Origin of the sequence: Pseudomonas imrae, from assembly GCF_046352735.2 — a bacterium.
In the GTDB taxonomy this organism is placed as follows: domain Bacteria; phylum Pseudomonadota; class Gammaproteobacteria; order Pseudomonadales; family Pseudomonadaceae; genus Aquipseudomonas; species Aquipseudomonas imrae.
In genome coordinates this window covers 1,420,869-1,436,948 of the sequence record NZ_CP110853.2, presented here as the reverse complement: position 1 = coordinate 1,436,948, position 16,080 = coordinate 1,420,869, and the positions used below count along the sequence as shown (strand labels likewise).

Sequence of the window (16,080 nt, the reverse complement as noted above, 5' to 3'; positions counted from 1 at the left end):
GATCGAATATGGGAGCCCGCTCCCACATAGGGCCTCTACCACATTCAGATCAGTGTGATACCCGGAGTAAGTGTGGCAGGCACGGCCAGGCTCGGGGTTTCCAGCGAGGCCACCGGGTACGCGCAATAATCCGCCGCGTAGTAGGCGCTGGCGCGATGATTGCCCGACGCTCCAACTCCACCGAACGGCGCAGTGCTTGCCGCGCCGGTCAGTTGTTTGTTCCAGTTGACGATCCCGGCGCGGCTTTGCAGCCAGAACTGCTGGTAACGCGCTTCAGAGTCCGACAACAAACCCGCGGCCAGGCCGTACTGGGTGTTGTTGGCTTCGGCAATTGCCGCTTCAAAACCTGCGTAGCGGATCACCTGCAACAGCGGGCCGAACAGTTCTTCATCTTCGCGCTCGGTCACGCCGGTCACGTCAATGATGCCAGGGGTCAGCAAGGCTGCCTGGCCCTGCGGCTGGGTCATTTCCAGCAGCGCCACGGCGCCATTGGCCAACATCAGCTCCTGAGCCTGCATCAAGGCGTTGGCTGCTGCCAGGGAAATCACCGAGCCCATGAACGGCGCCGGTTGCTGGTCGAACGCACCCACTTCAATCGTCGAGCTCACCGCCACCAGGCGCGCCAGCAACGCATCACCCCACGCGCCTTGCGGCACCAGCAGGCGACGGGCACAGGTGCAACGCTGGCCGGCAGAAATAAAGGCCGACTGGATGATGGTGTACACCGCCGCATCCACATCCGCGACTTCGTCCACTACCAAGGGGTTGTTGCCGCCCATCTCCAGCGCGAGGATCTTGTCCGGACGCCCGGCGAACTGCTGGTGCAGGTGGTTACCGGTACGGCTGGAACCAGTGAAGAACAAACCGTCGATACCCGGGTTGGCCGCCAATGCAATCCCGGTCTCCCGAGCACCTTGCAGCAAATTCAGCACACCTGCGGGCAGACCGGCTTCGATCCAGCATTGCACGGTCAGCTCGGCGACTTTCGGCGTCAGCTCGCTCGGTTTGAATAGCACCGTGTTGCCCGCCAACAAGGCCGGGACGATATGCCCGTTCGGCAGGTGGCCGGGGAAGTTGTAGGGGCCGAACACCGCCACCACACCATGAGGTTTGTGGCGCAGCACGGCGGTGGCATCGCCCAACGGGCCGCTCTTCTCACCGGTACGCTCACGATAGCTTTGCACCGAGATCGCGATCTTGTTGGCCATGCTGGTGACTTCGGTGGCCGACTCCCACAATGGCTTGCCGGTTTCTTCACCGATACAACGGGCGATTTCATCGCCACGGCGTTTCAGTGTATCGGCGAAGGTTTCGAGCACGCTGATGCGCTCTTCCAACGGACGACTGGCCCAGGCCGGAAAAGCCTGGCGTGCGGCCTGCACGGCGGACTCGACCTGCTCGACCGTGGCGCCATTGCCTGCCCACAACACCTGCTGGGTTACCGGGTTCAACGACTCGACCCGCTCACCCTGTCCGGCCAGCCAGCTACCTGCGATATACAACGAATTCATTATTTCGACTCCCGGGTTGCGGACAACGATACGGCGCGCACTTGATCGCCAGCCACCAGTTGCAGGCGCTTGGCGGTCAGCGGGTCGACCACTAGGGTGCCGGCAGCCAATCGCGCCGGTGCGGCGGTAATACGGCAATCCTCACGCTTGCGGTTATGCATCAGGAATGGCGTAGCGTCGTCCCCCGGCGTGCCGATGGCCAGCACCAGCGCCTGGCTGTCGCGCACTGCACGGATCTTGCTGGTTTCACATTCCACCGCCGGGCCGGCGTCAAAGATATCGACATAGCCCTGGTAGCTGAAACCTTCGCTCTTGAGCATGCTCAGGGCGGGCTCGGTGTCCGGGTGGACCTTGCCGATCACGTTGCGCGCGTCCTCGGACAGGAAGCAGCTGTACAGCGGAAACTTGGGCATCAGTTCAGCGATAAATGCCTTGTTGCCCACGCCGGTCAGATAATCGGCCTGGCTGAACTCCATCTTGAAGAAGTGCCGGCCCAGGCTTTCCCAGAACGGCGAGCGCCCGGCATCGTTGGACACGCCGCGCATCTCGGCGATGATCTTGTTGCCGAACAGCTGCGGGAACTCGGCGATAAACAGCATCCGGGCCTTGGCCAGCATGCGGCCGTTGAGACCACTGCGATAATCGGCATGCAGGAACAGCGAGCACAATTCAGAGTTGCCCGTCAGGTCATTGGCCAGGAACAGCGTCGGGATCTCACGATAAATGTTCAACTCCTGGGAGGCGCTGACAGTCAGGCCGACCCGGAAGTTGTACCAGGGCTCGCGCAGCCCGACAGCGCCGGCGATGGCGGAAATCCCCACCACCCGGCCTTCATCGTTTTCCAGCACGAACAGGTAGTCTGCATCACCGCGCCCGGCTTCGCCGCGAAAGGTTTTCTCGGCCCAGCCGACCCGGTGCGCCAGACGCTCTTCGTTGGCCGGCAAGGTGGTGAGACCGGTGCCGGTGCTGCGTGCCAGGTCAATCAAGGCCGGTAAATCGCTGCTGCGTACAGGACGAACGATCATGCTATCTCCTCAAGCGGGCCGCTGATTCCAAGCCACCCGTGAAACTCTCTTTAAACCGCTACCAGGCGCACGCTGGCACCTTCACCGACGCCCAAGGCTTCGGCAGCTTCCAGGTCCAGTGTCACTGGTTTACCCGGCGCATAGTCCAGTTCCAGCATCACTGCACGGTAGTCCTGCAACTGGCCATTGCTGACCAGATACTGGCGACCGACACCCTTGACCATTTCTCCGATCTTCACCGGCACCACACGGCTCTGGGCGATCGAGCGGATGCCCGAGACCCGTGCGTGCAACGTTGGTCCACCGTCGAAAATATCGATGTAGTGGTCGGTTTCAAAGCCTTCGCGCATCAGGATGTCGAACGTGATCTGCGCTCGCGGATGAACCTGGCCCATGGCTTCCTGGGCTTCATCCGGCAACAGCGGCACATAGATCGGGTAGTGCGGCATCAGTTCGGCAAGGAAGGTGCGGCTTTTCAGCCCGCACAGACGCTCGGCGGCGGCGTAATTGAGGTCGAAGAAGTTGCGGCCGATGGCATCCCAGAATGGCGAATCACCATTCTCGTCGCTGTAGCCGACAATCTCGGTCACCACCGAATCGGCAAAACGCTCGGGATGGTTGGCGACGAATAGTAGCCGGCCACGCGAGTTGAGTTCCGACCACGGTGAGCCGACCAGCTCCGGCACTACATAGAAACTGGTGAGCAGGCTGTTGCCGGTAAGGTCATGGCACTGGGACAGCACGTGGATCTTGTTATGGATCTTCAGCTCGCGGGAGGCATGCACGAAGGTTTCATTGCGAAAGCTGTAGAACGGTTCAGAGTAACCGGCCGAGGCGACGATGGCCGAGCATCCCACCAGCTTGCCGGTGGCGCTGTCTTCCAGTACGAAGAAATAACTTTCTTCACCGTTGAAGCTGACCTCGGCGGCGAAGGACGCTTCACTTGCCGCGATCTTGTCGCTCAGGCGTTCCACATCATCCGGCAAGGAGGTGACACCAATCGGGCTGTCCGCAGCCAGACGCTGTACCTCGCCCAGATCAGCCATTTGCGCGGGGCGCATCACCAGCATGGTGTCACTCCTTAACTCGAAAACTCATAGAGGAAAAATGCCGGACACGTCCTGACTCAACACAGGTCCAAATGTAAGAGCGGGCTTGCCCGCGAAAGCGGTGGTTCAGTCGCCAGATGTATTGACTGACACACTGCACTCGCGGGCAAGCCCGCTCCCACATTTGATCCGCTCCGGCATACAAAATTTGTGTTCGGTACCCGATTAGCCAGGTGCCGAACGGTCCATCAGGCTTGCGTCAATTTCTGCACAGCACGCTCAAAACGGTCCAGGCCTTCAGTGATATCTGCATCTTCCACCACCAGGCTCGGAGCAAAACGCACCACGTCCGGGCCGGCTTGCAGGATCATCAGGTTTTCTTTCTCGGCCGCGTTAAACACGTCCTTGGCCTTGCCTTTGAACGCATCGCTGAGCACGCAACCGATCAGCAGGCCCATGCCGCGCACCTCGGTAAAGATGCCGTACTGCTGGCCGATCTGCTCCAGGCGCGCCTTGAACAAGTCGTGCTTGGCATTCACGCCGGCCAGCACTTGAGGGGTGTTGATCACATCGATCACCGCCTCGGCTACCGCACACGCCAGTGGGTTGCCGCCATACGTAGTGCCGTGGGTGCCGACAACCAGGTGTTTGGCCAGGTCTTCGCGAGTCAGCATCGCGGCGATCGGGAAGCCGCCCCCCAGGCTCTTGGCGCTGGTCAGGATGTCTGGAACCACACCGTAATGCTGGTAAGCGAACAGCTTGCCGCTGCGGCCCATGCCGGTCTGTACTTCGTCAAACACCAGCAACGCGTTGTTTGCATCGCACAGGTCCCGGGCGCCTTGCAGGTACGCAAGCTCCGCTGGCAGCACGCCACCTTCGCCCTGGATCGGCTCCAGCACCACGGCGCAGGTCTTGTCCGAAACGGCGGCTTTCAGCGCTGCCAGATCGTTATAAGGAACGTGGGTGATGCCCGTGATTTTAGGCCCGAAGCCGTCAGAGTACTTGGACTGGCCACCGACGTTGACGGTGAACAGGGTACGGCCATGGAAGCTGTTCAGTGCGGCGATGATCTCGTACTTCTCGCTGCCGAAACGGTCGAACGCTACACGACGGGCCAGCTTGAACGCAGCCTCGTTGGCTTCGGCGCCGGAGTTGCAGAAGAACACGCGCTCGGCAAACGTGGCGTCGATCAGCTTATGCGCCAGACGCAGGGCCGGCTCATTGGTGAAGACGTTGGACACATGCCACAGCTTGTTGGCCTGTTCGGTCAGTGCACCGACCAGCGCCGGGTGCGCATGACCCAATACGTTGACCGCGATGCCGCCGGCAAAGTCGATCAGCTCGCGACCGGCCTGGTCCCACACGCGCGAACCTGAGCCACGCACGGGAATGAACGCGGCAGGGGCGTAGTTGGGCACCATGACCTGGTCGAAATCGGCACGTTGCACCGGGGCTTGCTCAACGGACATCGGAGTCTCCTGAAAAGGAACGCCTGCCTGGAACTGGCGGGCGATGCAGGGATTGTAAGGACAGTTTTCAACGCGGCCTTGCCGCCAAGCGACAACTTCTTATAGCGCCAACCCATGATTTTCGTGGGTTTACGCCAATGCGACAAATAGCATCGCAATGGCGCAGTTTAAACGTTGCAGGCCTTCAGAGGCAGAGCCATGCACGGCAGTTTTCGCCAACGGGCATTAATTATCTGAGCCTCACCAGGCATTGGAGCTTGCTTTGATATCGGGGTCTCAACTCACTGAAGGATCAGACCCGTGACCACACCTGTGCCACAATTTTCCATTCAAGCCGCTGTACAAGCCGTACACAACACCCCTGCCGGGGTTCACAACCGCCTTGCGCAATGGCTGGGCGAAGCCTCGAGTGACAAGCGCAAGGCCTTGAAAAACACTCGCCCCGTGTTCAGCGATTGGCATGTCCGCGCCAGCCGCCAACAGCATGCGCCGCTCAAACAGGCAATGGGCAACAACTGGGCTGCGCAAAACCAGGTAGACACTGCCCTCGCCGCCCTCCAGACGCCGCAGCAATTCGCGACATCCTTGTTGCAACCGGCACTCGACCAGCGTTTTAGCGTTACAGCTGATGTCAGCACGACCTACCTGCGCCTATACGCACCTTTGAGCACGCCCCTGCTGCCCATTCCGACAGGAGGCACCAAGGTCTGGACCGTGTCGCTGGTGGAAGCGGCTCTGCATAACTTCGACTTGGCCGAAAGCGAACCAAAGGCCTATACGCCAGACTCGACTTTCATTACCCAACCTTCCGCCACCGGCCAGTTCGACACACTGCCGTCGGTGAAGAGCAAAATCAGTATCGTGCAATTTATCCGGCTGTGCCGCGAGTTGGACGTCGGGAAAAAATATCAGGCCTATCTCAAGGACTTCTTCGGTTTCAGCAATCCTGTGCTCAAGGCCGCGTTACGCAACAAGGTAATCCTGAGCCTGAAAGCCGAAGCGCAGGCCAGCTTGCATATGGCTCGCCTGAAAAACGATGTGAGCGACTTGGCGTTTTATTTACTTCAAGGCCAGTTGCAGGGGCTGGAAGGCATGATGCTGGAAGGCAAGAAGCTGCTCAGCCATGACCTGAGCTTAATGGACGCGCCGCTCACCGGTATCGTGCTGTTCGCTGCAGATCTGGAGGTGCACCGCGGCGAAGCCCCCGTGATTGCGTACATTCCCGGCGATCCGCAAGCTCCTCTCAAATACTACTCCAACGGCACCGCGTTCATGCAGGACCTTACCGACAAGCTGCGCAGCGCCGAGTACCAACAGTTTTTCAGTCGCTTCATCAACCATGAACACCTGGGCTATTTCTTTGCCAACCTCAACAGTCGCTTGTCACAGGTCGTCTGGCACAAGCCCGTGCCCGGTGATCCGCAGCCGGCCTGGCGCGACGACCCAGTGAGCAATCCCAAGCTGCAATTTTCGGCAACGAAGATCACCGGCGACCTGTACGAGCATCTGTATGAGGGCAAACTCGACAAACTGCTCAACGATGCCCAGGTAATTGCCGTCTCCACCGCAGATGCCGATAGCAACGCACGCTGGCAACGCTGGGACATCCTGAAAAAAATCGCCAAGACCCTTCTGGAAATAGCCGCGTTTATCGCCACACCGTTCATCCCGCCGCTCGGCGTCCTGATGCTCGGCTACACAGCCTTTCAACTGCTCGATGAAACCTTCGAAGGCATCATCGACTGGGCCGAAGGTCTCAAGGACCAGGCATTCGGGCATCTAATGTCGATTTTTGAACAGATGGTCCAACTGGGCATGTTCGCTGCCGGTGCACCGATTGCCGAAGGCTTGCTGCGCCAGGCGTTGCCTGAGAAGCTATGGGAATTTTTCGACAAGCTTCACCCTGTCACCAGTGGCGACGGCAAAACTCGCCTCTGGAACCCCGACCTGAAACCCTACGCTCACGACATCAAGCTCCCCGCCGAATCACGCCCCAACAGCGAAGGGTTGCATGCCCACGAACGTAAAAAGATCTTGCCCCTCAATGGGCAACACTTCGCCGTTGGGCAACGTTCCGGCAACACCTTCCTTGAACACCCGACCCGCGCGCACGCCTACCGCCCAAGGGTGATGGGCAATGGCAAAGGCGCCTGGGTGACCGAAGTGGACCAGCCGTTGACCTGGAATCATTACACCCTGTTGCGCCGCCTGGGGCCGTCGGCCGATGCCCTGAGTGAGGCGCGTCTTGAGCAGGTTCGTCAAATCAGCGGGATCGACGACAACGCCTTGCGCAAGATGTACATGGACCGCCAACCACCGGCCCCACTGGTGAGCGACACACTCAAGCGCGTCGACATCGACCAGCAATTGGAGGATTTCATCGATCAGATGAACAGTGACGATCCCCTGCGCTATCAACAGGCCAACCCGCAGACCCAACTATGGGTATTGAGCAATACCGGCCTCTGGCCAGAATCCAGGACGCTTCGGTTTATCGATGCCAAAGGTGAAACCGTTTGGGAATTAAAGGGCCAGGACGATGCTGCCGTCGCGCAAATTCATGAGGCGCAGCTGAAAAATGGTGACTTTCTGAAAACCGTTCTGGAAACACTGGATGAATCAGAACGCAAAGCCCTGCTGGAAGAAGAGTTTGGATACCCCAGCACCTCAGTGCTGGTACGCGCAGCCAAGCTGCGAAAAAGACTGGCACGTGCTGCTGCGGAAAAACGCGCCTCTTTGTTTGATTCGCTTTATCGAGGACAGGAAAAAACCGACGACGCACGCCTGCAAAAAATCATCGACACCACATCAGGCCTACCCCTCAGCGCGGCAGAAGAAGTACTGCGCGCAGCCACCGGAGAGGAGTTGCTGGAGATCGACCAAGGACGCGTGCCGTCGCACCTGCTCGAACAGGCACGCTGGGCCGCCCATGAAATCAGAACCAGTCGTGCGTATGAAGGACTGTATATGAAGGCACTGGATGGCAGCGACACGCACCGGCTAGCCCTGCATTCGTTAGAAAAATTACCGGGCTGGTCGCCACAGGTTCGCTTGGAAGTAACAGACTTCAACCGCACCGGCACGGTTCGCGATGCCATCGGCGACCCTCAAGCACCCATTCAGCGAGTGCTGGTGCGTACAGCCGAAGGCAACTACGTGCCCGAGAACGCCACGGGCACCCTATTCGGCGAAACCGATTTTTACACCGCCGTGCTCCAGGCGCTTCCCGACGCTCAGCGCGACGCGCTCGGTATTCATATTGGTCAAGGTCCGGTGTTGCGACAAACCTTGCGCCGCTATGCGCTGCCTCGTGCCGAAGTGGGAAAATTGCTGGCCGATGCACCTGTGCGCAAACCCACGTACGACCCGAACCTGATGCGCTTGCCAGGCGGCATGGACGGTTACCACGCGCCACCAGCTACACCTGGCACCAGCCGGCAACCCTCTTTGGAAGCTCGTTTACTCGACTTGTACCCCAGTCTGCGCCCGGAAGAAATACCTGAAACATTGAGCGCTATAAGAAGTCACCCCGGCTCGCCCGAGCAAACGCTTCAGAGCCTGAAGCACCAGTTTTTGCAACTGGAAGCAGACTTATCGACCTGGCACTCCAACACCCCTAAAACCTTACTCGACACCGATCTACCGCTGAGTCGCTCGGTGTTCGAGGCAGAACAGCACAATCGTCTGTTCTGGAAACAACAACTGATCCGTGCCTGGCGTGTCGAGACCCCGGAGGATAATTACTTCGAAAACACCAATGACAACGGCCATCAGTTGCTCCTTACCCGACCTGTATACGGTGAATTGCCTGTCCTGAAAACCGACCTCAGAGCAATCTCCTACCTAGAACTGAAAAGCTACCCCACCACTCGAGGTACTGTAGGCTTTCTTGAGCACTTCCCAAATCTGCGCGGTGTGAATATCAGCGATATAGCGCTCAAGACGCTCCCTGCGAAACTCAACACACTTGCACGGCTCAACGAGCTGAGATTACACAACTGCGGTATCAGCCTGACAAATCAAAGCCGTACAAATCTCGCTACGTTGAACGGGCTTAGAACTCTTGATCTGGCCAATAATCCGCTGACGCTTGCGCCCAATCTTGAACATATGTCTGAATTGCAGACCCTGAACCTGAATCAAACCCAGATAACCCAACTCCCCCATGGCCTGACTAATCGCCTCCAATTGACGCGCGCAGACCTCAGCGACAACCAAATCCATGAGTTACCCGACGCGCTCTTCACCCTACCCCGCGAACGCGCGGCAGCCTTGGATCTTTCAGGCAATCCGCTTTCACCCGCAACGCTTGCACGGATAAAAACCTACTGCCAGGACACCGGCGAGCACTTCGGTGCTGACGCCAACCTTGACGAACGTCGCCTGGTCCATGAACTCTATCCAACCTTCACCGCCCGCGAGGCCAACCGGTTTATTTTCAAGCTGCCCGGAGGTCTAGACGATGTCATGGCGACGCTCGTACGCCTCAAGGCCGATTACCAGCGCCTGCAAACGGACCTTGAAGAATGGGCAGTGGACGTGCCCGAAAACCATCCGACCACGAGCGCCCCGCTGCATGAACAGGTACGCGCACAACAACAGGTCACTCGAAGAGCCTTCAAGACCTTGCTGGAGGAATGCTGGCAGCGGGAAGCGCCCCTGGACGAGAACCATGAGCCGCTCAGCGACACCTACGAACTGGCCTCGACACTACCTGTGATGGGCGACTTACCGAAGTTGAACGTCACATTCAAGCATGTCTCCCGGATCGAGCTGAGCGGGGTGCAAACCACATCGATCCCTGAGGGTTTTCTCAAGCAATTCCCCCAATTGGAAACCCTGCTGATCCACCGCTATGCATTGCAAGACATCCCACTCGATATCTTTAAGCTGGCAAAACTCAAGACGCTCAGCCTGACGCACAGCAGTGTCCACTTGACGCCAACCACGGCCGACGCGTTGAGTGGCCTTGAAAACCTGGGATATCTGGACCTGGGTGACAATGCACTGGGAATCACACCGAATGTCAGCAAGATGTCCGGATTAAGTACATTGATGATCGAAAACGCAGGCCTTACCGAAGTCCCGCAAGGGACATTCAACCTTCCCTCCCTCAATCACTTGAACTTGAGCAACAACCAGATTACCGAGCTTCCCACTGACATCCTCGAAGTGGCTCCCGACTGGGCGGATGACTTCGAACTTAACGGCAACCCATTTTCAGCGGCAACGATTGCCATGTTGCGCACCTACTACCAGCGCACCGCTGTGGATTTTGGGGTGATCGAGGTTGGACTGGACGAGCAGATGAATCCTGTGCCCTCACCCGACGAGTCCGAAGAAGAGATGGAACAGTAAAGAAGCGATCTAGCCGCGTTCGGACGGCACCGACGATAACTCGAACGGGCTGCTGCTACGCCGCTGGTTGCGATCTTCGCGCGGCGTGGCGCCGAAGAAATTGCGGTAGGCGCTGGAGAAGTGTGGCCCCGAGGAAAAGCCGCACGACAGGCCGATCTGGATGATCGACTTGCTGGTCTGCATCAGCATCTGGCGGGCCTTGTTCAGGCGCAACTCCAGGTAGTACTGGCTGGGAACTCGATTGAGGTATTGCTTGAAGATGCGTTCCAACTGTCGTCGGGAGACGCACACATGCTGGGCGATTTCATCAGTGGTCAGCGGCTCCTCGATATTGGCTTCCATCAGCAACACCGCCTGGGTCAGCTTGGGATGGCTGGAACCCAGGCGATTCTGCAGCGGGATTCGCTGGCGCTCGCCGCCTTCACGGATACGCTCCACTACCAGTTCTTCGGACACCGCACCGGCCAGTTCGGCGCCGTGATCGCGGGCCAATACGGCCAGCAGCAGGTCGAGTACCGACATGCCACCACAGGCGGTCAGGCGGTCGCGATCCCAGTCGAACAGATGGCTGGTGGCGATGACTTTGGGGAAACGCTCGGCGAAGTCGTCCTGCCAGCGCCAATGCACGGCGGCACGGTAGCCGTCGAGCAGGCCGAGTTGGGCCAGCGGATACACACCGGCCGACAACCCGCCGATCACGCAACCGGCACGCACCAGTTGCTTGAGGGCGGTACTCAGTTGCGAGGCGATTGCAGTGGGCGGTTCATCGGCCAGCAGGAATAGTTTCTGAAAACCTTCGAGCTTGCCGGCCCAAGGCTCGCCCGGCAATTGCCAGGCCCCTTGCTCCGCAGGTTCGGCCAGCAAAAATGACAGCTCATACACCACATCCGGATGCACCCGCTGAGCAACGCGCAAGGCCTCCTCAGCCAGCGCCAGCGTCAGTGCTTTTGTGCTGGGCCAAATCAGGAAACCAATTTTGTGGGCGGTCATGGAGTGCTATCCGAAGCGAGTAACGGTAATGAAGACAAAGGCCAATGCTAGCCCGTAAACCAACACAAATCTCAAAAACAATGAAGTTCAAATGTGGGAGGGGGCTTGCTCCCGATAGCGATACATCAGATACACATTTGCTGACTAATACACCGCCATCGGGAGCAAGCCCCCTCCCACATGAAGCAGCTTCGACAGGGAGTGATTATTTCAGGCTGCCCGAGAGGAACTGCTGCAAACGCTCCGACTGTGGGTTCACCAGCACTTCGCGAGGGTTGCCACATTCTTCGACGATGCCTTTGTGCAGGAATACCAACTGGTTCGACACTTCACGGGCAAAGCCCATTTCGTGGGTCACCACCACCATGGTGCGGCCTTCCTGGGCCAGATCCTGCATCACCTTGAGCACTTCGCCTACCAGCTCTGGGTCCAGCGCCGAGGTGGGCTCGTCGAACAGCATTACCTCAGGCTCCATCGCCAAGGCACGGGCAATCGCCACGCGCTGCTGCTCACCGCCGGACATGTGGCCAGGAAATGCATCCTTACGATGGCCTACACCGACCTTGGCCAGGTAGTGCTCGGCCTTTTCACGCGCCTCTTTCTTCGGCATGCCCAGCACGTGTACCGGCGCTTCCATCACGTTTTCCAACGCCGTCATGTGCGACCACAGGTTGAAGTGCTGGAACACCATCGACAGGCGCGAACGCATGCGCTGCAGTTGCTTGGGGTCGGCGGCCTTCATGGCGCCGTCTTTGCTGGCCACCAGTTTCAGCTCTTCGTTGTTGAGCAGGATCTTGCCGGCGTGGGGTTGCTCCAACAGGTTGATGCAGCGCAAAAAGGTACTTTTACCCGAACCACTGGAGCCGATGATGCTGATCACATCACCGGCTGCGGCAGCCAGGGACACGCCTTTGAGCACTTCATGACTGCCATAGCGTTTATGCAGGTCTTGGACTTCAAGCTTGTACATGCGGTCGGTTCTCACAAAAACAGTGGGTCAGTCATTCAGCAAGTGGCCATGGCGCAAGGCTTCACGCCCCGCCACCTTGGCCAGCCACATATCTGCCTGGGCATAACGCAGCCGTTCAACGGCAAACAACACCCCGGCCGTACCGGCACAGACGATGCTGACCAGATCGGACAACGGATCGATCACTTCAAAAATCGGTTCACCGGCTTCCACCCAACTGCCCGGCGCACGCAGGAAACTGACCACGCCGGGACGCGGTGCAAACAGCATTTCAGTGCCTTCGAACGGCATGCCTTCGCAAGGTTCATGCTGCGCAGCAGGCCATTGCCCCTTGATCAAGCCTTGCTCGGCAAGAAACGCCAGGATGCCTTCGGCGTGGAAGATCGCTGCCTCGCGGCCGGTGTCGGACTGGCCGCCCAACTCCAGGGTGGTAGCCATGCACGCCAGCGGGATCTGCGCCTCGGGAAACCGCGTGGACAACCGCAACCAGGGCGTCGAACACGCCTCATCAAACGAGTTGCCGCCGGAATCCTCCGCCAGCAGGCCCACCTTTACATTCAAGTGCGCCGCCAGCGAACGCCACTGCGGCCAGTGCTGGGGCAAGGCATACATATGCAGCGCCGCCTCGCAATCGCAATGCAGGTCCAGCACCACATCGGCAGTGCAGGCGTAACGCTGCAACAGGCGCTGCATCCCCTGCAACTGGGTAGCGGCGGGCGGCAGCGCGTCGAGCACATCATTCATGGCCTGGCGAATCAGATGTACGTTAGCGTGGGGATCATCCCCCAACCTGCCTTCGAGCAACTGCGCTACCGGCTCACTCAACTCGACGAAATCGCGGTTGAAATTCTTGCCACTGCCCACTTCGAAGCGCCCTTGATGGACACCCTGCAACAACTGGCCCAGGCCCATCGGGTTAGCCACCGGCACTAGCTCGACCACACCGTTGAGGGCGCCTTGCTGCTCCAGTTCGATGAGACGCTTCTTCAGCTCCCACGCCGCGCGCATGCCAGGCAATTCGTCGGCGTGCAGACTGGCCTGGATATAGGCCTTGCGCTCGCCGCTGCCGAAGCGAAACACGCTCAGTTGGCGCTCGCAGCCCAGGTGTCCCCAGGGCAGAAGGTGATCGATACGTTGCATATCAGTGCTTCCTTGGAGCCAGGTAGCTCAGCCAGCGGCGCTCGGCCAACTTGAACAGGCGCACCAGAATGAAGGTCAGGCACAGGTAGAATACGCCGGCGGTGATATAGGCTTCGAACGGCAAGTAGTACTGCGCGTTGACCGTGCGCGCAGCACCGGTGATATCGATCAGGGTAACGATCGACGCCAAACTGGTGGTCTGCAGCATCATGATCACTTCGTTGCTGTATTGCGGCAACGCACGGCGCAGGGCCGACGGCAGCAGGATGCGGCGGTACAGCTTGTAGCGCGACATACCCATGGCCTTGGCCGCTTCGATCTCGCCGTTGGGCGTGGCCTTGAGGCTGCCGGCGATGATTTCAGCGGTGTAGGCACTGGTATTGATCGCAAAGGCCAGGCACGCGCAGAAGGTTGCACTGGACAGCAGCGGCCACAGGAAGCTCTCGCGCACCGCTTCGAACTGGGCCAGGCCGTAGTAGATCAGGAACAGTTGCACCAACATCGGCGTGCCGCGAATCACGTAGGTATAGGCCCATGCGGCGCCATTGACCAGCGGCTGTTTTGACACCCGCATCAAGCCTAGGGGCAAGGCGGCAAGCAAGCCGAAAAACAGCGAAATCAGCAGCAGTTTCAGGGTGGTCAGCAACCCGCCGAGGTACAGCGGCATGGCCTCCCAGATGACGTTGTAGTCGAAGATCATAGATCAGCCGCCTTTACGCCTACCGAGTAGCGCTTCTCAAGATGACGCAGGGCCAGCAACGAGACACTGGTGATCACCAGGTACATCGCCGCCACTGCGAGGAAGAAGGTAAAAGGCTCGCGAGTGGCATCTGCCGCCTGCTTGGCCTTGAACATCATGTCTTGCAGACCTACCACCGAAATCAACGCAGTGGCCTTGGTCAATACCAGCCAGTTGTTGGTGAAACCGGGGATTGCCAGCCGGATCATCTGCGGCACCATCACCCGGAAGAACACCTGGAACGGACTCATGCCATATGCCATGCCCGCCTCTGCCTGGCCTTTGGGGATCGCCATGAAGGCACCACGGAAGGTTTCCGAAAGATAGGCACCAAAGATGAATCCCAGAGTGCCGATACCGGCGGCCAAGGGATTCAAGTCAATATAGTCGTCGTATCCCAGTAGCGGCGCGACGCGGTTGAGCAGGTCCTGACCGCCGTAGAAAATCAGCAGGATCAGTACCAGGTCGGGGATCCCGCGGATCACCGTGGAGTACAAGTCTCCCAGCCAAGCCAGCCAGCGCACCGGCGACAGGCGCAACGCGACCCCGATCAGACCCAGAACAATGGCCAAGGCCATGGACGACAAGGCGAGCTGAAGCGTCAACCATGCGCCATCGAGGATAACGGCCCCGTAGCCTTTCAACATGATTCAGGTCCTCGAAAAGGGGGATGAAAAAATGGCGCAAACGTCAGAGATCCTGGTGCTTGCGCCATTTTGGACAGACAACTGCGATGACTTACTTGGCGTCAGCGCCGTAAATATCGAAGTTGAAGTACTTGTCCTGGATAGTCTTGTACTTGCCGTTGGCACGGATCGCGGCGATAGCTGCGTTGATACGGTCCAGGTTTTGCTTGTCGCCCTTGCGCACTGCGATGCCTATGCCGTCGCCGAAGTATTTGGCGTCGGTGAAGGATGGGCCGGTGAACGCGTAGCCTTTACCGGCTGGCGTATCAAGGAAACCTTCCTGCAGCAGGGTGGCGTCGGCTACGGTACCGTCGAGACGACCGGCTTGCACGTCCAGGTAGATTTCGTTCTGCGAGCTGTAAGGCACAACGGTGGCGCCTTTGGGAGCCAGGACTTCCTTGGCGAAACGATCGTGGATCGAGCCGCGCTGTACGCCGATCTTCTTGCCTTTCAATTCATCCAGGCTCTCGCTGACCGTAGTACCTTCCTTCATCGCCAGGCGTGCCGGCGTCAGGTAGTAGCGATTGGTGAAGTCCACGGACTTCTTGCGGTCTTCGGTGATGGACATGGAGGACAGGATCGCATCGATCTTGCGTACTTTAAGCGCCGGGATCAGACCATCGAATTCTTGCTCGACCCAAGTGCACTTGACCTTCATCTCTTCGCACAAGGCGTTGCCGATGTCGTAGTCAAAACCGACGATACTGCCGTCCGGGGCCTTCGAGGCAAACGGAGGATAAGCCGCTTCGATACCAATTTTCAGAGGCTTGCCTTCAGCGAAGGCCTGCATGGACAGTACGGACAGCGCCAGGGCGCCCAACAGCACGAGTTTCTTCATCTTGGGACTCCATCGGTATAGGGCAAAAACAGCAGTATGAGCCAGGGCCCACGATGCGACTGAGTGAAACCGAATACAGTGCTGCGTCCTGCACCAGTCCAACACCGGCGACGACGAGCGAGTGATCGGCATTCTAACGACAGGTCAGAAGCCGATATTTCCTCAATGCGACAACAATTTACAGAAGCACCAAGAAAGCGGTTCCAACACATTGACAATCTCTGGATTTTATGCAGAGACAAAAGACACTAAACCTTTTAACGCTGCAAATTGCGGGCCTATTATTCGCAAACCCTTCTAGCACG

At 58.7% G+C, this 16,080-nt stretch carries 11 protein-coding genes; 1 reads left to right on the top strand and 10 read right to left on the bottom strand.

Translation table 11 applies throughout. The annotated features are described in order from the left end of the window. Positions 1-44: 44 nt before the first annotated feature. The 4 genes from astD to OQ460_RS06535 all read right to left on the bottom strand — a co-directional run bounded on the left by astD (position 45) and on the right by OQ460_RS06535 (position 5,054). Entirely contained in the window at positions 45-1,514 is a 1,470-nt protein-coding gene (astD, locus tag OQ460_RS06550; protein WP_410021941.1) for a succinylglutamate-semialdehyde dehydrogenase, read from the bottom strand. Continuing rightward, positions 1,511-2,536, bottom strand: coding sequence for an arginine N-succinyltransferase (gene astA, locus OQ460_RS06545; protein ID WP_410021046.1), 1,026 nt, complete (start codon positions 2,534-2,536; stop codon positions 1,511-1,513). Before astA ends, astD begins: the two co-directional genes overlap by 4 nt. 50 nt (positions 2,537-2,586) lie before the next feature. Next, positions 2,587-3,606, bottom strand: a complete 1,020-nt coding sequence (gene aruF / locus OQ460_RS06540; RefSeq protein WP_410021045.1) for an arginine/ornithine succinyltransferase subunit alpha — start codon at positions 3,604-3,606, stop codon at positions 2,587-2,589. A 227-nt stretch (positions 3,607-3,833) separates the two neighbouring features. Beyond that, positions 3,834-5,054 carry an aspartate aminotransferase family protein gene (locus OQ460_RS06535; RefSeq protein ID WP_410021044.1) on the bottom strand — a complete coding sequence of 407 codons (1,221 nt, stop codon included), beginning with the start codon at positions 5,052-5,054 and terminating at the stop codon, positions 3,834-3,836. Between the two features lie 300 nt (positions 5,055-5,354). Here OQ460_RS06535 and OQ460_RS06530 point away from each other — a divergent pair, with 300 nt between their 5' ends. Further along, positions 5,355-10,412, top strand: coding sequence for a dermonecrotic toxin domain-containing protein (locus OQ460_RS06530; RefSeq protein WP_410021043.1), 5,058 nt, complete (start codon positions 5,355-5,357; stop codon positions 10,410-10,412). Positions 10,413-10,421: 9 nt separating this feature from the next. Here the strand turns inward: OQ460_RS06530 and argR are convergent, their stop codons facing one another. The 6 genes from argR to OQ460_RS06500 form a co-directional block, all read right to left on the bottom strand. Continuing rightward, positions 10,422-11,402: a transcriptional regulator ArgR gene (argR, locus tag OQ460_RS06525; protein ID WP_410021042.1), complete on the bottom strand. Its 981-nt coding sequence runs from the start codon at positions 11,400-11,402 to the stop codon at positions 10,422-10,424. Between the two features lie 205 nt (positions 11,403-11,607). Next, complete coding sequence (locus tag OQ460_RS06520; RefSeq protein WP_410021041.1) at positions 11,608-12,372, bottom strand: ABC transporter ATP-binding protein; 765 nt, start codon at positions 12,370-12,372, stop codon at positions 11,608-11,610. A 27-nt stretch (positions 12,373-12,399) separates the two neighbouring features. Further along, entirely contained in the window at positions 12,400-13,512 is a 1,113-nt protein-coding gene (locus tag OQ460_RS06515; RefSeq protein WP_410021040.1) for a M14 family metallopeptidase, read from the bottom strand. Position 13,513: 1 nt separating this feature from the next. Further along, positions 13,514-14,212, bottom strand: a complete 699-nt coding sequence (locus OQ460_RS06510; RefSeq protein WP_410021039.1) for an ABC transporter permease — start codon at positions 14,210-14,212, stop codon at positions 13,514-13,516. Beyond that, positions 14,209-14,898, bottom strand: coding sequence for an ABC transporter permease (locus OQ460_RS06505; RefSeq protein WP_088426868.1), 690 nt, complete (start codon positions 14,896-14,898; stop codon positions 14,209-14,211). The genes OQ460_RS06510 and OQ460_RS06505 overlap by 4 nt, the downstream gene beginning before the upstream one ends. A gap of 91 nt (positions 14,899-14,989) precedes the next feature. Then, positions 14,990-15,775, bottom strand: a complete 786-nt coding sequence (locus tag OQ460_RS06500) for an ABC transporter substrate-binding protein (RefSeq protein ID WP_410021038.1) — start codon at positions 15,773-15,775, stop codon at positions 14,990-14,992. Positions 15,776-16,080 lie beyond the last annotated feature (305 nt).